This window comes from Rhodococcus sp. NPDC060084 (genome assembly GCF_042730335.1).
Lineage (GTDB): Bacteria > Actinomycetota > Actinomycetes > Mycobacteriales > Mycobacteriaceae > Rhodococcus.
Genome location: NZ_JBHWWX010000010.1, coordinates 20,035 through 44,235, shown reverse-complemented (window position 1 = coordinate 44,235; position 24,201 = coordinate 20,035). Strand labels below are relative to the sequence as shown.

The window sequence follows — 24,201 nt, the reverse complement described above, 5'->3', positions numbered from 1 at the left end:
AGTGGGACACTATCCCGCCGGCCGGTCCGGCGGGCCGGGTCAGCCGACGACGAGATCGGTGCCGCGTGCCTCGACGGGTTGCGACTTGAGGGGACGCTTGGCGGGGCCCTGCACAACCGAGCCGTCGAGTGCGAACTTGCTGCCGTGGCATGCGCACACGATGGTGTCGCCTTCGACGGAGGTGATGTTGCAGCCCTGATGCGTGCACAAGGCGAGGAATGCGCAGAAGTCGCCTTCGGTGGGCTGGGTGAGAACCAGGCGCTTGCCTTCGATGAGCACTCCGCCTCCGACCGGTACATCCGCCACGGCCGCGACCACCTGTGCGTCGGGCCCGGGCGGCGCCGTCGTCGTCGGGGGCTGTGCCTGTGGAGGATCCCCCGCCGTATCGGTCGACGCGCCGCACGCTGCGAGCGCAGCGACGGCCGCTGCCGCTCCGGCTCCGCCGAGCAATGTGCGCCGGGGTACGGAGGTCCGGTCGGAAGAATCGAAGCTCATGCACGTGTCCGTTCGGGTCGCGGTTTCTGCTCCGACCGAGCCTATCGGGGAACGCGAACGGGGGCCGCGACCTGCGTCACGGCCCCCGCGCACGGGATTGTTCCTTACGCCACGGCGTACGGCTGCCCGGCTAGTGCATCACGACCGGGGCCGCTGCGCCCTCTGTCTTCTCGGCACGTTTCCGGGGAAGGAAGGCTGCCGGGATCAGCGCGAAGACCATGATGATCGTCGCGATGAGGAAGGTGAACGCGAACGCCTCGGCGAGTGAACTCAGCACCGACTGCTGCATCTCGGGCGGCAGCTGGGCGAGCATCTCGGCATCCGGCTGACCGGACGACCCCTCGGGCGCACCCTGCGGTGCGATCACGCGGCTGGTGAGGATCACCGACATCGCCGCGGTGCCGATGGATCCGGCGGCCTGCTGGACGATGTTCATCAACGTCGAACCCCGCGCGATGCTGTTGTCGGTGAGAGTCTGCAGCGCGGCGGTCATGGTGGGCATCATCGTGCAGCCCATACCCATACCCATCACGAACAGGGCACCGAGGAGCAGCGGGTAGCCGGTATCCACGCCGACCTGGGTGAACACGCTCATCCCGGCGGCGATGAGAGCCAGGCCGGTCAGCACGATCTTTCCCGGCCCGATACGGTCGACCAGTTGTCCGGCGATCGGCATCGTGAGCATCGCACCGATTCCCTGTGGCGCGAGCAGGAGTCCGGCCGCCAGCGTGCTCTCGCCTCGCACCTGGAGGAAGTAGCTCGGGAACAGCAGACCGGCACCGAAGAACCCGATCGCGAACACCGACATCGTCAGGACGGCGAAGGTGAGCTGACGGTTGCGGAACAGGGTCAGGTCGATCAGCGGATGGTCGGTGCGCAACGCGTGCACGACGAACGCCGCGATGAGCGCGAGACCGGCGAGGCCGCTGACCAGAACCCGGGCGGACGCGACGGTGCCGGTCTCCGGGAGCGACGAGACGCCGAACAGGAACAACGCGAGCCCGGGCGAAAGCAGCAGCATCCCCTTGAAGTCGAACGCCTCCGACGCCTTCGGTGCGTCCTTGGGCAGCACGACGACAGCGACGATCAGCGCGACGATCCCGATCGGCAGGTTGATCAAGAAGATCCAATGCCAGGTCGCGACGTCGATGAGCCAGCCACCGAGGATCGGACCGCCGATGGGGCCGAGCAGCATCGGGATACCGAGCACCGCCATGACGCGACCCACGCGGTGCGGGCCGGCCGCACGGGTCATGATCGTCATGCCGAGCGGCATCAGCATGCCGCCGCCGAAGCCCTGGACGACGCGGAACGCGATCAGCGAGGTGACATCCCACGCGACACTGCACAGCACGGAACCGGCGACGAACAAGACGAGTGCCGTCAGATACAGCCGCTTGGTGCCGAAACGGTCCGCAGCCCAGCCGGTGAGCGGGATCACGCTGGCGAGCGCGAGGGTGTAGGCCGTCATGGTCCACGCGACGGTCGCGTAGGACGCCTGGAAGTCCGACATGAATGTCGGCAGTGCCACCGACACCACCGTGACGTCGAGAATCGACATGATGGCGCCGAGCACGACGACCGAGGCGATCTTCAGTACCGCGGCATCGAGCTTGTCACTGGGTTGAGCTGGGGATTTGTCGGGCGGCGCAGTCATGCGGTTACTCCAGGGTCGGCGCAGGCGAGTACCCGCGCGGTAGGAAACGAGCGTCGCGCGAAGATCCGGTCACCAGATCGGAAGTCGGCATCGATGGCGACTGCGAAACGCCGGATGATCTTAACGACCCCGTCCGCCCGGCCCCAACCGATTTACCGGCGCACGGCCCCGATCAGCGGCAGCAGTCGGCGGCGCCGGCGCCCGAGTTCCGCGAGCGCCTCGCGATCAGTGATCTTCACCCGCGGACGGCCCTGGGCGATGCCCGCCTTGCGTTCGGCGGCGTCGATCGCGCGCCACCCCTCGAGGTCGACGCGCTCCGGCCTCCGCCGCGCGAGCAACTTGTGCAGCGCGCGCCGGTCACCCCGCGGCTCCCGCAGGACGCCGGCGTCGAAGTCGGCGAGCAGCGCGTTCACGGTCTCGCGTGCACAGGCCTTGTTGGTGCCGATGACTCCGCTCGGACCCCGCTTGATCCACCCGGTCACATACACGCCGTTGTCGACGCGGCCCGCCGAATGGGGCACGACGCCGCGCGCCTCGTCGAACGGGATGCCCGGTACCGCGACACCCCGGTATCCGATCGACCGGAGCACCAGAGGTGCGGCTACGTCGTCGAAGTCGTCCGTCGGGCGAACAGCAACCGCACCGTCGGTGCCGGTGAGTTCGGTGCGGGCGACCCGCACACCCGTGACACGCTCGTCGCCGAGCAGTTCGTGCGGAGCGGCGAAGAAGCGGAACACGATGCGCCGGTGGCCGGGGCGGAGCGGTCGCTGCGCGTATTCGCGCGCGAGGCGAACCTTCAGGGCCGTCGCCGGATCCTCTTCGACCGCACGGGCACTGACCGGATCGAGGTCGAGGTCTGCGTCGTCGATGACGACGTCGACGCCGCGGAGATCACCGAGGGCGACGAACTCCGGGTTGCTGTACGCCGCCTGGGCGGGCCCACGCCGGCCCAGCAGCACGACCTCACGGATGTTGCTGTTCCGCAACGCCGTCAGCGCGTGGTCGGCGATATCGGTGCGGGCGAGTTCGTCGACGTCCATCGTGAGGATGCGGGCGACATCGAGCGCGACGTTTCCGTTCCCGACGATCACGGCGCGGTCACCGGAGAGGTCGAACGTGCGGTCGGCGTAGTCGGGGTGCCCGTTGTACCAGGCGACGAACTCGGTGGCGGCGTGACTTCCCGGAAGGTCCTCGCCCGGGATACCGAGCCGCCGGTCGGCGGAAGCGCCCACCGCGTAGACGACGGCGTGATGGTGGTCGAGGAGTTCGGCATGCGTCAGGTCGCGGCCGATCTCCGTGTTCAGGTGGAGCGCGAATGCGTCACGCCGGAACGACCATTCGAAGGAGTCGGTCACGCTCTTCGTTCCCGGGTGATCCGGCGCGACACCGGCACGCACCAGTCCGAAAGGCGTGGGAAGACGGTCGAACATCTCCACTTCGACGTCGGAGCGCTCGAGCAGTGCCTGCGTGGCGTAACACGCCGCGGGACCGGCGCCGACGACGGCGACCCGGAGGGTCCCCTGCCCGCGGGGCGGGGCATGGGTGGGAGTGAGGGGAAGCCAGCCGTCGGGCGTCCGGTGATCTACGTAGTACTCGGCATTGATCTCGGCGAAACGCGACTGTGAGGGGTCGAGTTTGTCCTCCGGAAGGATCGCCTCGACGGGGCAGGCGTCGGCGCACGCACCGCAGTCGATGCAGACCTGCGGGTCGATGTGGAGCATCTCCGCGGTCGCGAACCCCGGCTCGTCGGGCGAGGGGTGGATGCAGTTCACGGGGCACACCGCGACACAACTCGCGTCGTTGCAGCACGTCTGAGTGATCACATAGGCCATGGCGGGGTCCTCGGAAGGGCGGGGCGGCACGACCGCCGAGTTCATGTAACAGTGCGTAACAGTTAATACGACTGTAGTCCCCGCCACACCCGGTTCGCAAGACGCGCTGCGCACGAGCCGGGTAGCTGCGAGAATCGGCCGATCGGGCATCCGACACAGGGGGACACACGCAGTGGCCATAGCGACATCCACCGACGACCCGCCCTGGGCGCGACCTCTCGCGGCACTCCCCGCCGAGGCGACGCCCTTCCGCACCGAACGCTCCGTGCGTACCGGCGATGTCGACACCTCGCAGCGTCTCCGACTCGACGGCGTCGCCCGGTACCTCCAGGACATCGGCATCGACAACCTCGAGGCCGTCGACGCCGCGCACACCGATCCCCTGTGGATCGTCCGGCGCACCGTGATCGACGTCCACCGGCCGGCGCGGTTCCCGCAGCATCTCCGGCTGCGCCGCTGGTGCGATGCTCTCTCCACCCGGTGGGCCAACGTACGAGTCCGACTGGACGACCCGCACGACGACGAGGACGAACCCCTCATCGACACGGCGGGATTCTGGATCGACATCGGTCCCACGACCGGTGCCCCGACCCGCATCAGTGACGGGCTCTTCGAGCACATGTCGCGATATGCGCTCGACACCCGGCTCAGGTGGCGCGCGTGGCTGCCTGCCTCACCGGAGGGCGAGATCACCGACAGTCGCGAATTCCCGCTCCGCGTCACCGATTTCGACCCGTTCGGGCACGTCAACAACGCCGTGTACTGGCACGGGGTGGAGGAACTGCTGGCGTCCCGTCCCGATCTGCAGAGCTCACCGTACCGAGCGGTGATCGAACATCTGCGACCCATCGGAACCGACGAGACCCTGGTCCTCCGCGCCGTCGACGACCGGCACGGCCTGACGCTGTGGTTCACAGTGGACGATCGCGCCCGCGCGGTCGCCCGGGTCGTTCGCCTCTGAACGCTCTACGGTGGAGGCCATGACCCGCACTCTGATCTTGCTGCGCCACGGCAAGTCCGCGTACCCGGACGACGTGGACGATCACGACCGTCCGCTGTCCCCGCGCGGACGCCGCGAGGCGGGGCTCGCCGGGCGGTGGATCAGGGCCACAGCGCCTCCGATCGACAAGGTGCTGTGCTCGACCGCGGTCCGAACCCGCAAGACCCTCACCGAAGCCGGGATCGAAGCACCCGTCGACTACCGCGACAGCCTCTACCTCGCAGATCCCGCCACGCTGCTCGAGGAGATCCACTCGGTGCCGAAGGATGTGCGGACCCTGCTCGTCGTGGGCCACGAGCCGACACTGTCCACGACGGTCCTGAATCTGGTCACCGACCACAGCACCGACGAGGCGCAGCAGGTCACGGAGAAGTTCCCCACGTCGTCGGTCGCCGTCCTGGCGGTCCGGGGGCGCTGGGACGAACTCGAACCCGGCCGGGCCGAACTCACCGATTTCCACATCCCGCGATAAGCGTCCGGACAGCGAAGAGGTCCCGCCCCCGAAGAGAAAGGGGCGGGACCTCTGTCGTTCTACTGCAGCATCACTGTCCTAGGACAGTCGGCTGCTAGCGGTAGTCGTTGGAGTAACCGTAATCGTCCAGCGGAACCGCAGCGCCGGTGTTCTGGCCGAAGCCGTCCGGCGAGTAGTACTGGTCGTCGTACGCCGGGATGGCGTAGGCGGCCGCACGTGCTTCCTCGGTGGGCTGCACCTGGATGTTCCGGTACTTGTTGATGCCTGTACCGGCCGGGATCAGCTTGCCGATGATCACGTTCTCCTTGAGACCGATGAGCTTGTCCGAGCGGCAGTTGATCGCCGCGTCGGTGAGCACACGAGTGGTCTCCTGGAACGACGCCGCCGACAGCCACGAATCGGTGGCCAGCGAGGCCTTCGTGATGCCCATGAGGACCGGACGTCCGGCAGCCGGCTCGCCGCCTTCCTGGACCACACGACGGTTCGCAGCCTCGAACTCGCTGCGCTCGACGAGCGAACCGGGCAGGAACTCCGTCGCACCCGAGTCGATGATCGTCACGCGACGCAACATCTGGCGCACGATGACCTCGATGTGCTTGTCGTGGATCGACACACCCTGGCTCCGGTACACCTCCTGGACCTCGTGGACCAGGTGGACCTGGACCTGACGGGGACCCATCACGCGCAGCACCTCGTGCGGATCGGCAGCACCTTCGAGCAGCTGCTGGCCGACTTCCACGTGGTCGCCGTCCGCGAGGACACCCTCGGTGCCGTTGGCCTTACGGATGACGTGCAGACGCTGACGCTTGGACAGCTTGTCGTACACGACCTCCTCGCCACCGTCGTCGGGGATGATCGTGATCTTGTAGAAACGATCGTCGTCCTCGAGACGGACACGGCCGGACACGTCGGCGATCGGAGCCTTGCCCTTGGGGACACGGGCCTCGAACAGTTCCTGGACGCGGGGCAGACCGCCGGTGATGTCCTCACCGACGCCACCCTGGTGGAACGTACGCATGGTCAGCTGCGTACCGGGCTCACCGATCGACTGTGCGGCGACGATACCGACGGCCTCGCCGATGTCGACGAGCTTGCCGGTGGCCATCGAACGGCCGTAGCACGTGGCACACACGCCGGTGCCGGTGTCGCAGGTCAGGACCGAGCGGACCTTCACCTTGCGGATACCGGCCTCGAGCAGTGCCTCGATGGCGGGGTCGCCGAGATCGGAACCACGCTCGACGACGACGTTGCCGTCCTTGTCGACCGCATCGGTGGCGAGCGTACGGGCGTACGTGCTCGTCTCGATGTGGGCATCGCGGACCAGCTTGCCGGTCTCGTTGCCCTCGGCGTCGCGCTCGGGCTCGGCGATGACCATCTCGATGCCACGCGGCGTGCCACAGTCGACCTCGCGGACGATGACGTCCTGCGACACGTCCACCAGACGACGGGTCAGGTAACCCGAGTCGGCGGTACGCAGAGCGGTATCGGCCAGACCCTTACGCGCACCGTGCGTGTTGATGAAGTACTCGGCGACGGTCAGGCCCTCACGGAAGGAGGACTTGATCGGGCGAGGAATGAACTCGCCCTTCGGGTTCGTCACCAGGCCCTTCATACCCGCCAGCGAGCGGATCTGGGTCATGTTGCCCGCAGCACCGGACTTGACGATCGTGGGGATCGGGTTGTCGTCCGGGTAGTGCGCCTCCATGGCCTGACCGACCTCTTCGGTCGCTTCCTGCCACAGCTTGACGAGCGAATCGCGACGCTCGTCCTCGGAGAGCTTTCCTCGGTCGTACTGCCGCTGGATCGCGTCGGCCTGACCCTCGTAACGCTCGAGGATGTCCTTCTTCTCCGGCGGAACGAGCACGTCCGCCATCGAGATGGTGACACCCGAACGAGTGGCCCAGTAGAAGCCCGCGTCCTTGAGCTTGTCGACGGTCTGTGCGACGACGATCATCGGGTAGCGCTCGGCGAGATCGTTGATGATCGCGGCCTGACGCTTCTTCGGCATGATGTCGTTGACGAAGCCGTAGTTGACCGGCAGGAGTTCGTTGAACAGCACACGACCGAGGGTCGTGTCCGCCGTCCATGCCTGCCCGTACTTCCAGCCCTCGGGGAACAGCTCGGACTCGAGTTCACGCGGCGGACGCTGATGCGTGAGCCGCACCTTGATCGGAGCCTGAACCGAGAGCACGCCACGGTCGACAGCCATCTGAGCCTCGGCCGGGGACGAGTACACGCCCTGCTCCGGCTGATCTACGGCGGCCGGCTGGTACGCACCGGGAGCGTCTTCACGCAGACGGGTCAGGTGGTACAGACCGGTCACCATGTCCAGACGCGGCATGGCGAGCGGACGACCCGACGCCGGCGACAGGATGTTGTTCGAGGACAGCATCAGGATGCGGGCCTCGGCCTGCGCCTCCGCGGAGAGCGGGAGATGCACGGCCATCTGGTCACCGTCGAAGTCGGCGTTGAAGGCCTCACACACCAGCGGGTGGAGCTGAATGGCCTTGCCCTCGACGAGCTGCGGCTCGAACGCCTGGATGCCCAGACGGTGCAGCGTGGGAGCACGGTTCAGCAGAACCGGATGCTCGCTGATGACCTCTTCGAGGACATCCCACACCTGAGCGCGCTGACGCTCGACCATGCGCTTGGCGGACTTGATGTTCTGCGCGTGGTTGAGGTCGACGAGACGCTTCATGACGAACGGCTTGAACAGCTCGAGCGCCATCAGCTTCGGCAGACCACACTGGTGCAGCTTGAGCTGAGGACCGACGACAATGACCGAACGGCCCGAGTAGTCGACGCGCTTACCGAGCAGGTTCTGACGGAAACGACCCTGCTTGCCCTTGAGCAGATCGGACAGCGACTTGAGCGGGCGGTTGCCCGGACCCGTGACGGGCCGGCCACGACGACCGTTGTCGAACAGCGCGTCCACGGACTCCTGCAGCATCCGCTTCTCGTTGTTGACGATGATCTCGGGAGCACCGAGGTCGATCAGTCGCTTGAGGCGGTTGTTGCGGTTGATCACGCGGCGGTACAGATCGTTGAGGTCGGACGTCGCGAAACGGCCACCGTCGAGCTGAACCATCGGGCGGAGCTCCGGCGGGATCACCGGAACAGCGTCGAGCACCATGCCCATGGGCGAGTTGCCGGACTGCTGGAACGCCGCGACGACCTTGAGCCGCTTGAGCGCACGCAGCTTCTTCTGGCCCTTGCCGCTGCGGATGGTCTCGCGCAGCGACTCTGCCTCGGCGTTGATGTCGAAGTTCTCGATGAGCTTCTGGATCGCCTCGGCGCCCATGGCACCGGTGAAGTACTCCCCGTAGCGATCCTGCAGCTCGCGGTAGAGCATCTCGTCGACGATGAGATCCTTCGGCTTCAGCTTCGTGAAGGTGCTCCAGATCTCGTCCAGGCGATCGAGTTCGCGCTGCGAGCGGTCGCGCAGCTGACGCATCTCGCGCTCGCCGCCGTCCTTCACCTTGCGGCGGACGTCGGACTTGGCACCCTCGGCTTCGAGCTCGGCCAGGTCTGCTTCGAGCTTCTGGGCACGGGCCTCGAGGTCGGCGTCGCGCTGATCGGCGACAGCCTTCTTCTCGACCTCCATCTCGGCCTCGAGGGTCGAGAGTTCGTTGTGACGCAGGTCGTCGTCGACCGCGGTGATGACGTACGCAGCGAAGTAGATGATCTTTTCGAGATCCTTCGGAGCGAGGTCGAGCAGGTAGCCGAGACGGCTCGGCACACCCTTGAAGTACCAGATGTGGGTGACGGGTGCGGCCAGTTCGATGTGGCCCATCCGCTCACGACGCACCTTGGCGCGAGTCACCTCGACGCCGCAGCGCTCACAGATGATGCCCTTGAAGCGGACGCGCTTGTACTTACCGCAGTAGCACTCCCAGTCCCGGGTGGGGCCGAAGATCTTCTCGCAGAAGAGGCCGTCCTTCTCGGGCTTGAGCGTGCGGTAGTTGATGGTCTCCGGCTTTTTGACCTCGCCGTACGACCAGTTACGGATGTCCTCGGCGGTGGCCAGGCCGATCCGGAGTTCATCGAAGAAGTTGACGTCGAGCACGTAACTTCCTTTCCCCTGTGCGGGCTTTGTTGCTGCTAGTTGTCGCTATCGCTGCCGGGGCCCGATGCGGTACGTGTCCGGTTGTCCGGTTGCGTACCGCATCGGCTCGGCTCCTAGTTCGCGAGGTCGTCGACGGTGGCCGACTCGTTGCGGGAAAGGTTGATGCCCAGGTTGGCGGCAGCCCGTTCGAGATCCTCGTCGTCGCCGTCGGCCATCGTGATGGCCGCGCCGTCGCTGGAGAGCACCTCGACGTTCAGGCACAGCGACTGGAGTTCCTTGAGGAGCACCTTGAAGGACTCCGGGATACCCGGCTCCGGGATGTTCTCGCCCTTGACGATCGCCTCGTAGACCTTCACGCGGCCCACGACGTCGTCGGACTTGATGGTGAGAAGTTCCTGGAGCGTGTACGCGGCACCGTAGGCCTGCATGGCCCAGCACTCCATCTCACCGAAGCGCTGGCCACCGAACTGGGCCTTACCGCCGAGCGGCTGCTGGGTGATCATCGAGTACGGACCGGTCGAACGAGCGTGGATCTTGTCGTCGACCAAGTGGTGCAGCTTGATGATGTACATGTAGCCGACCGACACGGGGTACGGGAACGGCTCGCCGGAACGACCGTCGAACAAGGTTGCCTTGCCGTCCGGTCCGACCATGACTTCACCGTCACGGTTCGGCAGCGTCGACGCGAGCAGACCGGTCAGTTCCTCTTCACGGGCACCGTCGAACACCGGGGTGGCGATATTGGTGTCGGGCTCCGCCGACACCATCTCCTCGGCGAGGTTCTGTGCCCACTCGGGACGGCTGCCGTCATCGGCGATCTGGATGTTCCAGCCCGCCTTGCCGATCCAGCCGAGATGCGTCTCGAGGATCTGGCCGATGTTCATACGACGCGGAACACCGTGCGTGTTGAGGATGATGTCGACCGGCGTGCCGTCGGACAGGAACGGCATGTCTTCCTGCGGAAGGATCTTGCCGATGACGCCCTTGTTGCCGTGGCGGCCGGCGAGCTTGTCGCCGTCCTGGATCTTGCGCTTCTGTGCCACGTACACGCGGACGAGCTCGTTGACGCCGGGAGGAAGATCGTCGTCGTCCTCGCGCGAGAACACGCGGACGCCGATGACCTTGCCGGTCTCGCCGTGCGGAACCTTCAGCGACGTGTCGCGAACCTCGCGCGCCTTCTCACCGAAGATCGCGCGGAGCAGGCGCTCCTCGGGGGTCAGCTCGGTCTCGCCCTTCGGCGTGACCTTGCCGACGAGGATGTCGCCGTCGCGAACTTCGGCACCGATGCGGACGATGCCGCGCTCGTCGAGGTCCGCGAGGACCTCGTCGGAGACGTTCGGGATGTCCCGGGTGATCTCTTCGGCACCGAGCTTGGTGTCGCGGGCGTCGATCTCGTGCTCCTCGATGTGGATCGAGGTGAGCACGTCCTCCTCCACGAGGCGCTGCGACAGGATGATCGCGTCCTCGTAGTTGTGGCCTTCCCACGGCATGATCGCCACGAGCAGGTTCTTGCCGAGCGCCATCTCACCGTTCTGGGTGCAGGGGCCGTCGGCGAGGACCTGGCCGGACTCCACGCGCTGACCCTCGTCCACGATCGGACGCTGGTTGGAGCAGGTGCCCTGGTTGGAGCGATCGAACTTGCGCAGACGGTACGTCTTGCGCGTTCCGTCGTCGGCCATGACGGTGATGAAGTCGGCGGAAACCTCCTCGACGACACCACCCTTCTCGGTGACGATGACGTCGCCGGCGTCGACGGCGGCACGGAGTTCCATGCCGGTACCGACGATCGGCGATTCGCTGCGCACGAGCGGGACAGCCTGACGCTGCATGTTCGCGCCCATGAGGGCACGGTTGGCATCGTCGTGCTCGAGGAACGGAATCATCGCGGTGGCGACCGAGACCATCTGCCGGGGCGACACGTCCATGTACTCGACGGTGTCGGCGGCGACGTACTCGATCTCCGCGCCCTTCTTACGGACGAGCACGCGCTCTTCGGCGAATGTTCCGTCTGCTGCGATCGGCGAGTTCGCCTGCGCGATGAGGTAACGGTCCTCTTCGTCCGCGGTCAGGTAGGCAACCTCATCGGTGACGACGCCACCCTCGACCTTGCGGTACGGGGTCTCGATGAAACCGAACGGGTTGACCCGTGCGTACACCGACAGCGAACCGATCAGGCCGATGTTCGGGCCCTCAGGGGTCTCGATGGGGCACATGCGGCCGTAGTGCGACGGGTGGACGTCGCGGACCTCGAGGCCGGCGCGCTCACGCGAAAGACCACCGGGGCCCAGAGCGGACAGACGACGCTTGTGCGTCAGGCCCGACAGCGGGTTGTTCTGGTCCATGAACTGCGACAGCTGGGAGGTTCCGAAGAACTCCTTGATCGCGGCCACGACGGGACGGATGTTGATCAGGGACTGCGGGGTGATGGCCTCGACGTCCTGAGTGGTCATCCGCTCGCGAACCACACGCTCCATGCGGGACAGGCCCACGCGGATCTGGTTCTGGATGAGCTCACCGACGGTGCGCAGGCGACGGTTACCGAAGTGGTCGATGTCGTCGACCTCGACGGGAACCTCGACGCCGCCGGGGACGGTCATCTTGTTCTCACCCGCGTGCAGACGCACGAGGTACTCGATCGTGGCGACGATGTCTTCCTCGGTGAGGGTGGACGCCTCGATCGGCTGGCCGGTGTTCAGGCCCAGCTTCTTGTTGATCTTGTAGCGACCCACGCGAGCGAGGTCGTAGCGCTTGTCCTTGAAGAAGAGGTTTTCCAGCAGGGTCTGCGCGCTCTCCTTGGTCGGCGGCTCACCCGGGCGGAGCTTGCGGTAGATATCGAGCAGCGCCTCATCGGTGCCGGCCGTGTTGTCCTTCTCGAGCGTCGACATCATGATCTCGGAGAACCCGAAACGCTCGACGATCTGCTCGGTGGACCAGCCGAGCGCCTTGAGCAGCACCGTGACGGGCTGACGGCGCTTGCGGTCGATGCGGACACCGACGGTGTCGCGCTTGTCGACGTCGAACTCGAGCCACGCACCGCGACCCGGGATGACCTTGACGCTGTGCAGGTCCTTCTCGGTGCTCTTGTCGACGGACTTGTCGAAGTACACGCCCGGAGAACGTACGAGCTGCGACACGACGACGCGCTCAGTGCCGTTGATGACGAACGTGCCCTTGTCGGTCATCATCGGGAAATCACCCATGAAGACCGTCTGGCTCTTGATTTCGCCGGTGTTGTTGTTGATGAACTCCGCCGTGACGAACAGCGGAGCGGCGTACGTCATGTCCTTGTCCTTGCACTCCTCGACAGAGGCCTTGACCTCGTCGAAGCGCGGATCGGAGAAGGAGAGAGACATCGAGCCCGAGAAGTCCTCGATGGGCGAGAGCTCGTGGAGGATCTCTTCGAGACCGCCGACGGCACTGCCGTTGAGGCGTTCGGCAGCCTTTGCGCGCCAGCGCTCGGATCCGATCAACCATTCGAAGGAATCTGTTTGTATATCGAGGAGTCCTGGGACTTCGAGAGGCTCGCGAATTTTCGCGAACGACACCCTCTTCGGGGCTCCGGGGATTCCGGCTACTGCCTTGGTCTGGCTAGAGACTGCCAAGATGCGTCCTTCCAGCACCTCACGCGGGACGCTCCAACCGGTGCGACCGCCGCTGTACCTGCTTCTTCATGTGGGGCGTTTTCGCTGGTTACAACCCGAACGAGAACTCCACCGAAGAACCGGGACGATCTCACCCTCGGGGTGAAATCCAACTCGGCAAACGAGGAGTGGACAGGAGGCAGCCAGCGCAAAGAACGAGCCTACACCAAGAAAATGCAGATGTCCACAGGGGTGCCTCAAAGAAACCTGGCAAGCGGCTGGAAGGAACGAACCGCACAGGCGTACCGATAGAGTGACCGTTCACGCGCTCCGCGTCAAGCCTTGCGCGGGACCGAGATCGTGCGAATCCTTGCCGTCACCCCGCGGGTCGTCACCGGTCCCGAATCTCCGACACCAGCCACTGCCCGTCGGTCTTCTCCATCCGCACCAGCACGGGTGCCTGCGCACTCCCCTGCGCGATACCGTCGCCGGTCGCGCTGACGTTGATGTAGGCGGCGACCTCGGCCTGTGTCTCGTCGAGCACAGATGTACCGATGTGCAGGACGTTCACCTCCGTCACAGTGCGCGTCTGGATCGCAGCCTGCTTGGTCACCTCTGCCGTCGCATCGAACTCCTCGAGGCGCTCCTGGGTCAGCAACCCACGGATCTCCGCGAAGTCCTCGTCGATGGTCTCGTAGTTGTACCCGTGCATGGCCTCGATCGCGTGCTTGGCGGCGTCGGTGACCTCGCGGGTGGCCGCGGCATCGACCCACGCCTCGTTCGACACGCTCGTCCCCGGACGGAAGGCGGCAACGACGGCCACCGCGGCGAGTACGAGCGCGACCACGCCGATCGCCAGCACAGAACGCATGCTCCGGTTTCTGTGTGCCGGCTTCGCTGCTGACGCGGTGCCGGACACGCGGGCGAGCGGCGTCACGCCGTCCGTCTTCGCGTCGTCGGTCTTCGCGTCGTCCGTCTTCCCATCGTCGGGTGTCGCGTCGTCTGATGCGGCGTCGCCAGATGTCGCGTCGGCGCGCGCGCCGGGTTCGACCGTCGACACCGCGCCGGTATCGGAGGGCTCGACCACAGGCGACTCCGACGCGGACTTCTCGACGACGGGCGCCTCACGGGCCGGCCCGTCTCCCGCAGACGAGTCGGCAACAGGTGTCTCGGCAGCAGGTGCCTCCACCCCCGGTGTCTCGACCGCAGGTGTTTCGGCCGCAGGGTTCTCGGCGGCAGGGTTCTCCGCGGCAGCACCCTCGTCGATGGGGCGGTCGTTCGAGGCGTCGTACGACCGCGCACGAGTGGACCCCGCGATCTTCGGGCGCCGACGCGGCGGTCCGAACTGTCCGGGATTCCGTCGCTGCGGTGGCACTACACACACTCCTTCATCGGTTCGAGCAGACTCGTGCGCGGGAAACGCTCGCCGGCTCTCACGGTCCCTCGGTCCCCTCCGGGGCGGGCTCGACCGGGGCAGGTTCGGCCGGAGCGGGTTCGGCCGGAGCGCCGTCGCCGGCTTCCGGCGGTGCCGCACCCGGGGCGGGTCCGGCCTCCATCTGCACCGAGCCGAGAGGCTCGATCGTCTCGGCCTTCCACACGCCGCCGTCCTCCCGGAGAGAGACGTTGACCGACACCTTGTTGGTCACGAAGTTCTGCGGCGTCGTGGTGCGTACCGCGAGCACCACCAGCGCCTTCGCGACATCGTCGTCGGTGTTCAGCTCGGTGAGCGTTCCGAACAGCACTTCGCCGGACATGCTCGTCCCGGTCTGGGCTACCTGATCGCGGATCTGCTGCTCGGTGGCGGCCAGATCGTTTTCGAGCGCCTCACCCGTGATGGACGACCGCATGTTCTCGATCGACGCATCGACGTTCTCCGCATCGACGCTGTTGAGGTTGATCGCCGCCTGGTACGCACCCGAGAGGGCGGCGTCCCGCGCATCGGCGACCGGCCTATCGACGAAAAGCGCCCTGCCCCAGCCGTACCCGAACCACACTGCGGCGCCGAGTGCGACCACGGCCAGCACGCTCACGATTGCCAGTGCCCACGTGCGCGACGAACTGCGGCCGGTCCGGTGCGGCTCCTTCTCCGAAGACGTCCGCTCGTCGGGGCCGACGACGGATGTTCCTGATGCACTCACTCCAACAACCTACTCACTGCTCACTTGGGGGTGACTCCGAGCAACGGCGCCAGCTGCGTCGCCACGGGGTTCAGATTCAGACGGTCCGGGTCCTTCTTCGGCGTGAAGTCCCAGGGCTGGATCGTCGCCGGATCGGCGAACACGATCCGGTTGGCGCTGCGCACACCGGTGACGCTCCCCTGCGGCACCTCGCACGACGCTTCGGTGTTGAACGGGAAGTCCTGCTGGGTGTCGTCGAAGTTCGGATCCTCGGCTCTCATCCGGGCAAGGATCTCCTGCGTTCCTTCGTACCCGATGGTGCACGACGGCGGGTTGTTCGTCTCCAGGATGATCCCCTGCTTGACCGTGCCGTCGCCGGGCGCGACGGTACCCGCACTGCCCGCGACCGCGGGCAGGAACGCAAGCAGCGGCTGCAGAGCGATCGCCTGCGGGGCGAGGGCTTCCCCGAGCGAGGCGAGATTGGTGAGATTCGCGGTGAGGCCCGGTCCGGAACCGGCGATGAGCTGCGACAGCTGGTCGCTCGCGTCGGTTCCGGTCTCGATCAACCGCCGGATATCCGGGTCGCTGTCGCGCAACTGCGCCGTGACGAGTTCCAGGTCGGAACTGAACTGCCGGATCGACGACGACTGCTCGGACTGGGTGTCGAGCACCGTCTGGCTGTCACGAATCAATGCGAGTGTCTGCGGGAGGTACTGCACCCCGGACTCACTGAGTCCCGCGAGCGAATCGACCAGCAACTGCAGGTCGCCTCCTCGCCCGTCGAGAGCGGCACCGAGTTCGGTCACCACGGTGCGCAACGGTTCGACAGGCACCGAGTTCACGAGTTCGCTCGTGCTGACGAGCAGATCTTCGACCGGTGTCGGCAGATCCTCGGCGGTGGACTCCACCACCGAGCCTTCGACGAGATACGGGCCGTCGGCGCTCGTGGGCCGGAGGTCCACGTACTGCTCGCCGATCGCCGAACGGTTCGCCACCACGGCACGGGTTGCCGCGGGAATCGAAGGGCCACCGTTGTCGAGGCGCAACTCGACGTCGATGCCGTCGGCGGTGAGGGTCATCGGTCCGACCCGGCCGACAGGCACACCCAGGTAGGTGACCTCGGCGTTCTCGAAGACACCGCCCGAGTCGGGGAACCGTGCGCTCACGGTGTACTGCCCGAAACCCAACAGGTTGTCGAGCCGCACATAACGGGCACCGACGTACAGGAGGCCGAGGACGGCGATCACCACGAACGCCACCAACTGGAACCGCACGAGACGTGATCTCACTGTCCACCCCCGAATCCGAGACCGTTCAACAATCCCTCCAGCGGGTTCGAGGGTGCGGGTGCTGCCCCTTCGTTACCGGGCGGAGCTCCCCCGGTCCCTGCCGCGGCCTCACCGAGGCCCGGGATGTCGATACCTTCCGGCAGCGACACCCCTTCCGGCAGTTCCAGCCCGGGCAGCGTCGGCAGGGGAAGTTCGGGGACCAGCGAGACGGTCGGCCAGCCGACTGCAGGACCGTTTCCGTTGTAGTACGGGTTCGAAGGATCGACGACCGGCTTCGGGTTGCCGAATTTGGGCTGCCGGTATTCCGGCTCGCCCTGACCCACGCCGAGCGCGGCCAGCGCATCACCGATCTGCAGATCCACGGCGAGGAACAGGTTCACCGAACCACCGAGCGCGATCCGTTCCACGCCGTCCGGGAAGGGCACCGTGGGAATGAACGGCAGAGCCTCGACGAGGTCGTCTCCCGACGCGGCGAGTTGCTGCAAGGTCGGGCGCAGTGCCAGCAGATCCGCGATGAGGTCTTCCTTCGACTGTTCGAGCACGCCGACACCGGCGACGCCCAGCCTGTCCAGTTGGGCGAGCAGTTCGGTCAGCTCGGGACGCTGTTGTTCGAGCACTTCCGTGGCCACGGGCAGCTCGTCGAGTACCGCGGCGATCTTGTCGTTCTGCTCGGCGACCCGCACGGTGAGCGCATCGAGACCGTCCAGCGCACGCGTGATGTCGTTGCGTTGCTCGTCGAGTCCGGTGATGAGGGTTTCGGCCTGTTCGAGCAGGCTCCTCGTCGTGCCTTCCCTGCCGTCGAACGCGCTGGAGAGTTCCTTCACCACCGGTGCGATCTGACCGACGCCACCACCGTTGAGCAACAGCGACAGAGCACCCAGAACAGGTTCGATCTCGGTGGCGTGGCGGGTGCGATCGAGCGGAATGACGTCTCCGTCGGAGAGCCTGCCGACCGGGGGCTCGTCCTCGGGCCTGGTGAGCTGGACGAACTTCTCACCGAGCAAACTGGTCTGCTCGACGGAGGCGAACGAGTTCTGCGGCAGATCCACCGCGGAATCGAGCACGATCGCCACGTCCGCGGTCCAGCCGTCGTTCGGTGCCACCCCGATCGACTCCACGCGGCCCACGGGGACGCCGTCGACCTTCACCGTCGATTGGGGGACGAGGTCGAGGACGTCCTCGAACTGGATCGCAACCCGGATCGGCGAACTACCGACATCCGCGCCGCCGGGGAGCGGAACGCCGGAGAGTCCGCCACAGCCCGACACCGCGAGCGCGACCACACATGCGCCCGCGCCGAGAACGGTGGCCCGCGCCGACCTGACCGTGCCGCTCACCGGGTACCCCCTTGACCTTCGAGATCGAGCCGGGGTGATTCGACACCCGGCACCGTGCCCGGAACGACCTGACGCTGAATGTTCTCGCCGCTGAGAATTCCGAACGGGAGGATCAGGTCCGGGGTTTTCTGGGCCGCGGTGACCTGCCCCGCGATGACGTCGCACCGGTCGATGAGCGGTTGCATCTGCCTGCCGAGTTGCTCGAAGCGCGGGTCACCCGGCACGAGCCGGCCCACGTCGATGAGATTGCACACCGCACCGGCAGGGTCCTGCAGGTCGGTCAGGACGAGACGCGACGCCAGAACGCCGGCTTCCGCGTCGTACGAATTGACGAGGTTGCTCACGGCGAGCGGCAGCAGGGTGAGCGAGTTCACCAGCGACTCCCGGCGCTCCGCGAGCGTGGTGGTGATCGGCACGAGGGCGTCGACGTTGTCCTTGAGTGCGGTCTGGTTGTCGCGCACGAAGGTCGCGACCTCCCCGAGCGTCACCGAGAGCTGGTTCACCGCCTGTCCGAGATTCTCGCGTTCGCCGGCGAGGAACCCCGACAGGTCCGCGAGCTGGGTGTTGAATTGGCGGACCTGCTGGTCGTTGGCGGCCAGTGCGCTGACGAAGACCTGCAGGTTCTCGATCGTGCCGAACAGATCGCCGCGCGATTCGTTGAGGGTCCGTGCGGCCGAGGACAGCTGATCGATGCTCTGTCCGAGTGCGGCACCGTTGCCCGCCAGGTTTTCTGCACCCACCTCGACGAACTCGGTCAGAGCCCCGTCGCGGTTGGCGCCTTCGGGCCCGAGAGCGCGCGACAGGTCGTCGATGCTCGCATAGAGCTGATCGACTTCCACCGGAGTGGCGGTGCGCTCCCGTTCGATCACCGCGCCGTTCTCCATCTTGTCGCCGCCGGAGTAGGCGGGAGTGAGCTGGACGTAGCGGTCGGCCACCACGGAGGGGCTGATCTGCACGGCCTGCGCGTCGGCGGGGATGTCCACACCCCGGTCGACACGGATACCGACTTTCACCACGTCGCCCTGCGGTTCGACGGAGGTCACCGTGCCGACCTCGACGCCCAGGACACGCACACCGGAACCTTGGTAGATACCGACACTGTTGTCGAAATAGGCCGTGATGTTCGTCGTTCCGGCCCGAGTCCACAGCCACCAGCCGCCTGCACCGGCCGCGACCACCACCGCCACCACGAGGGCGATGATCGCGATGCGGTTGCGACCCGAGCGGGTGTCACGGTCTTCGGAGTGCGCCATCAGTTCACTCCTTCCAGCTGGCGGACGGGATCGCGGTAGCCCGGAATCTCGGGCAGCCCCGGCGGCGTGAGGTTGACGATGACCTGGTCGAACCAGCGACCGTTACCGACGACGTTGGAGTAGACGCGAACGAACGGTTCGTACAACTCCACCGCTCGGGCGAGGTTGTCGTTGTTCTCCTGCAGGGTCTGCACGACTCCGCGTAGCTGCTGCAATGCCGGGCCGATGGATTCCTCGTTCTCCTGCACCAGACCGGACAGCTCGGTGGAGAGCCGTTTGGTTCCGTCGAGGAGCTGGGATATCGCCTGCTGACGGTTGTTCAGTTCGGCGACGAGCAAGGCGCCGTCGCTCAGAAGCCGGTTGAATTCGACGTTCCGGTCCGCGAGCACCTTCGAGACGTTGCTCGTCGCGCCGAGCAGTTTCTTCAGCTCCTGGTCGCGGCTGGCGACGGTCTCCGAAAGCCGGCTCACCCCGTCGAGCGACGCCCGGAAGTCGTCGGGAGTTTCGGAGAACGCCTCGGAAAGTGCCTCGAAACCGGTAGCGAGCTGGTCGGTATCGATCTCGCCGATAGTCGTGGCTGCCGACGAGAACGCCTCGATCACGTCGTACGGCGCGACCGTGCGTTCCATCGGGATGCGTGTGTCGGCGTTGAGGACCTCGGTGCCACGCGGGTCCAGGGCGAGATACTTCTGGCCCAGGATCGTCTTGATCTGGATCGAGGCGGACGTGTCGTTGCCGACCCACGCGTCCTGCACCTTGAAGGAGACGACGACGCGGTCGCCCTCGAGTTCGACACCGGTGACCTGGCCGACCTTGACCCCGGCAATGCGTACTTCGTTGCTGGGCTTGAGACCGGCGGCTTCGCTGAATTCGGCTTCGTAGGTGACGCCCGCTCCGATGATCGGCAGCGAACCGAGAAAGAAGGCGGACACTGTGGCCAGCAGAATTACGACGATGCCCAGGGCACCGGCTGCGGCCGGACTGCGGCGTTTACTCATCGTCCCTGCAACTCCTGCATCCCGTCCTGCGTGCATCGCTGCGCCGCATTCGTGTAGATGGGTTGGTTCACGGTGGGGAGACCCGTCGGCAGGTTCAGGTAGGGAATCGATCCGGGGCCGGCCACGATGTCGATACCGCACAGATAGAACTGGAACCACGAACCGTAGCTCGCGACCCTGCCGAGCTTTTCCAACTTGACCGGAAGGGTCTCGAGCACCTTGTCGAGATCGTCACGGTTCGCGTTGAGCGTGGAGGAGACCTGTTCGAGGGCAGTGATCGACTGCGAGATCGACGGGCGTGTCGGTTCGAGTACGTCCGAGACCGCGTCGGTCAGACCTGCGAGCGACTGGACCGCCGAACCGACCGTGTCGCGGTCGGCGGCGAGACCGCTGACCAGTGCCTGCGTGTTGACGAGCAGCGAGTCGAGTTGCCGATCGCGCTCGTCGACCGTCGCCAGGACGGTGTTGAGATTGTCGATCACGGCACCGATCACCCTGTCCTTGTCCGCGATGGTGTTGGTGAGGCTCGCGGTGCTGCGCACGAGGTCGCTGACGGTACCGGCCTCCCCTTGGAAGACCTGGATGATCTGGTACGACAACTTGTTCACGTCATCGGCGCTGAGTGTCTGGAACAGCGGTCTGAACCCGTCGAACAGCGTGGTGAGGTTGACGGCCGGCCGGGTCCGTTCGAGCGGGATGGTCTCGCCCGCCGTCATTTTCATTCCCTGTTTGCTCTCGCCCTCGGCGAGCGCGATGTAGCGCTGACCCACCAGGTTACGGAACCTGATCGTCGCTGTCGCACCGGCGGGGATCCAGTCGCGCTGTTCGAGCGAGAAGGTGACGCGGGCTTCGCGGTCGTTGACGATCGCGATCTTGTCCACCTGCCCGACCCGCACGCCTGCGATGCGCACGTCGTCACCCTCGTTGAGCGAGGTGACGTCGGAGAAGATTGCGTGGAACTTCGTACCGCCGCCACCGCCGACACTGGCGATCGTGGCCGCGAGGATACCTGTCGCGACAATCGTGACGAGGGCGAAGACGATGAGCTTGGTCAAAGGGGCGACAAGGCTTTTCATCCGATGCTCACCTCCGTCCCTCGCATCGCCGGTGCACCCAGCCGGGTGGTCCAGGTGGGTACGTCTTCCGGTGCCATACCGGCGGCCTGGCCGTAGATCACGTCGAGTGTGTCCTGCTCCGCGTTCGAACCGGTGTAGGACACCGTCGACGTCGTGTCGGGCGAGGTACCGATGATCTCGCTCACCGCGTCCGGCACACCCGAGCCCTCGGGTGCCGGGAACATCGGAATGTTCGCGGGCCCGGGATTACGCGAGGGGACCTGGTAGGACCCGTCGTTGACCGAGCCGCCCGGGTACTGCGGAAACTTCCGTCCGGGCGCGGTGACGTCGAGGTAGCAGGCCGGACCACGGTCGTCGAGGAGCCGGGGTTCGTCCTGATTGGGAAGGTACCGCCCCTTGGGATTGGTGAACTGGATATTGGCGCGCACACCGGGGAACGGGTCGTCCGCAGCGAGCACTCCGGCCGCCGCGGGCAGCGCATCGGCGAAGCCTTTGAACGTGCACGGGAACGACGGAGAGTATCGGGCGAGCAGTTGCAGCGCCTCCTTCGAATCGGCCGACAGGCTGATGATCGAGTTCGCGTTCGTGTCGACGAAATCCGCGGTGACCGACGACGCGCCGGTGGCACTGGCGAGCAGTGTCCGGATCTGGTTCTGCTGCTCGACCACCGTGCCGCCCGTGGTCCGCAGGTTGTCCAGTGCGTCGACGAGGTCCGGGGCCGCGTCCGCGTAGGTCTGGGAGAAGTCGGCGAGTCCTCGCAGGTCCTCCTGCAGCGTGGGCAGTTCGACGTTGACTTCACGGAACACCTGCTCGAGCTGGTCGACCGTACGGCCGAGTGTTTCGCCGCGTCCGCTCAGGCCCTGCGCGAGGGCGCCGAGAGTGTTCGCGAGATCCTGCGGGGGAATCGCCTGGAGCAGCGGAAGAAGCCCGTCGAGCACTTCGCTCAGTTCCGCGGTGCGTCGGCCGGTGTCCTGCATCAGCACGTCACCGGGCTGCACGGGGTCGGCCGGCTCGTCCGGGATGATCAGCGAGATGTACCGCTCGCCGAAAAGCGTCTTGGGAAGCAACTGGGCCGTGGCGTTGGACGGGATCTTGTCCACCATGTCGGGATTCAGTGCCAGATGCGCCGTGACCCGGCCTTCTTCCGCACTCGTGCCGCGGACCTCGCCCACGTTCACGCCTCGAACCTTGACGTCGGCGTTCTGGGGAAGCGCGTTTCCGATGCTGTCGGTGAGCACGTCGACTTCCACGATCTTGGTGAACGTCTTGTTGTAGACCGCCACGGTGAAATACAGGAACAAGCCCACGACGAGGAAGAACACCAGGCCGAGCACGCGCCGTCGCAGCACCGAAGTGGGTTCGCTCATCCGGCAATCCTCACCGTCGTCGTCGTGCCCCAGATCGCGAGGCTCAGGAAGAAGTCGAGCACGGCGATCGTGACGATGGCGGTGCGGACCGCCCGCCCTACCGCTACGCCGACGCCTGCCGGGCCACCGCTGGCGTGGAAGCCGTAGTAGCAGTGGATCAGAATGAGCACGAACGCGAAGACCAGCACTTTTCCGAACGAATAGAGTACGTCCGCGGGTGGCAGGAACAAGTAGAAATAGTGGTCGTACGACCCACTGGACTGGCCGTTGAACAGAGTGCTGATCACGCGCGTCGCAAGGTATGCCGCGAGCAGGCCGATGATGTAGAGCGGGATGACCGCCACGAAACCGGCGATCATGCGCGACGTCACGAGGAACGGGACGGACGGCACGGCCATCACTTCGAGTGCATCGATCTCTTCGCTGATGCGCATCGCGCCCAGTTGGGCGGTGAAACCGCAGCCGACGGTGGCAGACAACGCGAGCGCCGCGACCACCGGTGCGAGTTCGCGGGTGTTGACGTACGCCGACAAGAAGCCTGTGAGCACCGAGGAGCCGAGCTGCTCGAGCGCCGCGAAGCCCTGGAGCCCCACCACGACGCCGGTGAATCCCGACATCATGGCGATGACGCCGATCGTGCCGCCGATGACTGCGAGCGCGCCGCTTCCGAAGGTGACCTCGGCGAGCAGCCGGAGCACTTCCTTGCGGTAGTGGGTGATGGTTCGCGGTGTCCATGCGACGGCACGCGCGTAGAAGGACATCTGTTCGCCGGCGCGATCGAGCACGTTCAGCGGAGCGCGCAGCACTTTGCGACCCCGGAGAAGGACGAGATCTCCGCGGCCTTTCGAGATTGTCATGGCGTCAAGATCCCTTCGCAGGTACAACCTGCAGATACACCATCGTCAAGATCAGGTTGGCGAAGAAGAGCAACAGGAACGTGATGACCACGGTCTGGTTCACTGCCTCCCCCACGCCCTTCGGCCCGGGGCCTGGGTGCAAGCCCTTGTAGCACGCGACCACGCCGGCGATGAGACCGAAGATCGCTGCCTTGAGTTCGGCGACGTACAGATCGGGTAGCTGGGCGAGCGCCGAGAAGGACGCGAGATACGCACCGGGTGTACCGCCCTGCAGGACGACGTTGAAGAAGTAACCACCTGCGATGCCCACGACGGAGACGAGACCGTTGAGCAGCAGCGCCACGAGCACCATGGCCAGTACGCGAGGCACGACGAGACGTTGCACCGGGTTGATACCCAGCACTTCCATCGCGTCGATCTCCTCCCGGATGGTCCGTGATCCGAGGTCGGCGGTGACCGCCGAGCCCGCTGCCCCGGCGATCAGCAGAGCTGTCACGATCGGACTGCCCTGCTGGATCACCGCGAGCACACTGGCCGCGCCGGTGAACGACTCGGCACCGAGCTGCTTGATCAGCGAACCGGTCTGGAGCGAGACGACCGCGCCGAACGGGATAGCCACGAGCGCGGTGGGCAGGATCGTCACACTGGCGATGAACCACGCCTGCTCGATGAATTCGCGGAACTGGAACGGTCGGCGGAACGTGTTCCTCACGACGTCGACGAAAAGCTCGACGATATTTCCGGCTTGGGTGAGTGCGCCGTGCGCGGGACGCAACAGCGAGCTACCAGCCCCCATCTAATCTC

The 24,201-nt window shown here is 66.0% G+C and carries 17 protein-coding genes; 2 read left to right on the top strand and 15 right to left on the bottom strand.

Annotated features, from left to right (window positions below):
* Positions 1 to 39 precede the first annotated feature (39 nt).
* From ACFWBU_RS08240 to ACFWBU_RS08230, 3 genes are all read right to left on the bottom strand, one after another.
* Positions 40 to 495, bottom strand: coding sequence for a Rieske (2Fe-2S) protein (locus ACFWBU_RS08240; protein ID WP_378527991.1), 456 nt, complete (start codon positions 493 to 495; stop codon positions 40 to 42).
* A gap of 130 nt (positions 496 to 625) precedes the next feature.
* Positions 626 to 2,152 (bottom strand): DHA2 family efflux MFS transporter permease subunit, encoded by a 1,527-nt coding sequence (locus tag ACFWBU_RS08235; protein ID WP_378527990.1) that lies wholly within the window; start codon positions 2,150 to 2,152, stop codon positions 626 to 628.
* Positions 2,153 to 2,304: 152 nt separating this feature from the next.
* Complete coding sequence (locus ACFWBU_RS08230) at positions 2,305 to 3,984, bottom strand: FAD-dependent oxidoreductase (RefSeq protein ID WP_378528034.1); 1,680 nt, start codon at positions 3,982 to 3,984, stop codon at positions 2,305 to 2,307.
* A gap of 172 nt (positions 3,985 to 4,156) precedes the next feature.
* Here ACFWBU_RS08230 and ACFWBU_RS08225 point away from each other — a divergent pair, with 172 nt between their 5' ends.
* Entirely contained in the window at positions 4,157 to 4,945 is a 789-nt protein-coding gene (locus tag ACFWBU_RS08225) for an acyl-[acyl-carrier-protein] thioesterase (RefSeq protein WP_378527989.1), read from the top strand.
* A 19-nt stretch (positions 4,946 to 4,964) separates the two neighbouring features.
* Positions 4,965 to 5,456, top strand: coding sequence for a SixA phosphatase family protein (locus ACFWBU_RS08220; RefSeq protein WP_378527988.1), 492 nt, complete (start codon positions 4,965 to 4,967; stop codon positions 5,454 to 5,456).
* Between the two features lie 94 nt (positions 5,457 to 5,550).
* Here the strand turns inward: ACFWBU_RS08220 and ACFWBU_RS08215 are convergent, their stop codons facing one another.
* The 12 genes from ACFWBU_RS08215 to ACFWBU_RS08160 all read right to left on the bottom strand — a co-directional run bounded on the left by ACFWBU_RS08215 (position 5,551) and on the right by ACFWBU_RS08160 (position 24,193).
* Entirely contained in the window at positions 5,551 to 9,522 is a 3,972-nt protein-coding gene (locus tag ACFWBU_RS08215; RefSeq protein WP_296549325.1) for a DNA-directed RNA polymerase subunit beta', read from the bottom strand.
* 113 nt (positions 9,523 to 9,635) lie between these two features.
* Positions 9,636 to 13,142, bottom strand: coding sequence for a DNA-directed RNA polymerase subunit beta (locus tag ACFWBU_RS08210; protein WP_346765036.1), 3,507 nt, complete (start codon positions 13,140 to 13,142; stop codon positions 9,636 to 9,638).
* Between the two features lie 352 nt (positions 13,143 to 13,494).
* Positions 13,495 to 14,478, bottom strand: coding sequence for a hypothetical protein (locus ACFWBU_RS08205; RefSeq protein WP_169619504.1), 984 nt, complete (start codon positions 14,476 to 14,478; stop codon positions 13,495 to 13,497).
* Positions 14,479 to 14,536: 58 nt separating this feature from the next.
* Positions 14,537 to 15,136: a hypothetical protein gene (locus ACFWBU_RS08200; RefSeq protein WP_169619621.1), complete on the bottom strand. Its 600-nt coding sequence runs from the start codon at positions 15,134 to 15,136 to the stop codon at positions 14,537 to 14,539.
* A 125-nt stretch (positions 15,137 to 15,261) separates the two neighbouring features.
* Entirely contained in the window at positions 15,262 to 16,509 is a 1,248-nt protein-coding gene (locus tag ACFWBU_RS08195; protein ID WP_169651253.1) for an MlaD family protein, read from the bottom strand.
* Complete coding sequence (locus ACFWBU_RS08190; RefSeq protein WP_169619502.1) at positions 16,506 to 17,846, bottom strand: MCE family protein; 1,341 nt, start codon at positions 17,844 to 17,846, stop codon at positions 16,506 to 16,508. The genes ACFWBU_RS08195 and ACFWBU_RS08190 overlap by 4 nt, the downstream gene beginning before the upstream one ends.
* The gene (locus ACFWBU_RS08185; protein WP_169619501.1) at positions 17,843 to 19,099 is read right to left on the bottom strand and encodes an MCE family protein; all 1,257 of its coding nucleotides are present in this window, start codon (positions 19,097 to 19,099) and stop codon (positions 17,843 to 17,845) included. Before ACFWBU_RS08185 ends, ACFWBU_RS08190 begins: the two co-directional genes overlap by 4 nt.
* On the bottom strand, positions 19,099 to 20,097 hold the full coding sequence (locus ACFWBU_RS08180) for an MCE family protein (RefSeq protein WP_296550974.1): 999 nt from the start codon (positions 20,095 to 20,097) through the stop codon (positions 19,099 to 19,101). Before ACFWBU_RS08180 ends, ACFWBU_RS08185 begins: the two co-directional genes overlap by 1 nt.
* On the bottom strand, positions 20,094 to 21,173 hold the full coding sequence (locus ACFWBU_RS08175) for an MCE family protein (protein ID WP_169619499.1): 1,080 nt from the start codon (positions 21,171 to 21,173) through the stop codon (positions 20,094 to 20,096). Before ACFWBU_RS08175 ends, ACFWBU_RS08180 begins: the two co-directional genes overlap by 4 nt.
* Positions 21,170 to 22,540: an MCE family protein gene (locus ACFWBU_RS08170; RefSeq protein WP_296550973.1), complete on the bottom strand. Its 1,371-nt coding sequence runs from the start codon at positions 22,538 to 22,540 to the stop codon at positions 21,170 to 21,172. The genes ACFWBU_RS08175 and ACFWBU_RS08170 overlap by 4 nt, the downstream gene beginning before the upstream one ends.
* On the bottom strand, positions 22,537 to 23,397 hold the full coding sequence (locus ACFWBU_RS08165; RefSeq protein ID WP_169619497.1) for an ABC transporter permease: 861 nt from the start codon (positions 23,395 to 23,397) through the stop codon (positions 22,537 to 22,539). Before ACFWBU_RS08165 ends, ACFWBU_RS08170 begins: the two co-directional genes overlap by 4 nt.
* 4 nt (positions 23,398 to 23,401) lie before the next feature.
* The gene (locus tag ACFWBU_RS08160; RefSeq protein WP_169619496.1) at positions 23,402 to 24,193 is read right to left on the bottom strand and encodes an ABC transporter permease; all 792 of its coding nucleotides are present in this window, start codon (positions 24,191 to 24,193) and stop codon (positions 23,402 to 23,404) included.
* Positions 24,194 to 24,201: the final 8 nt, after the last annotated feature.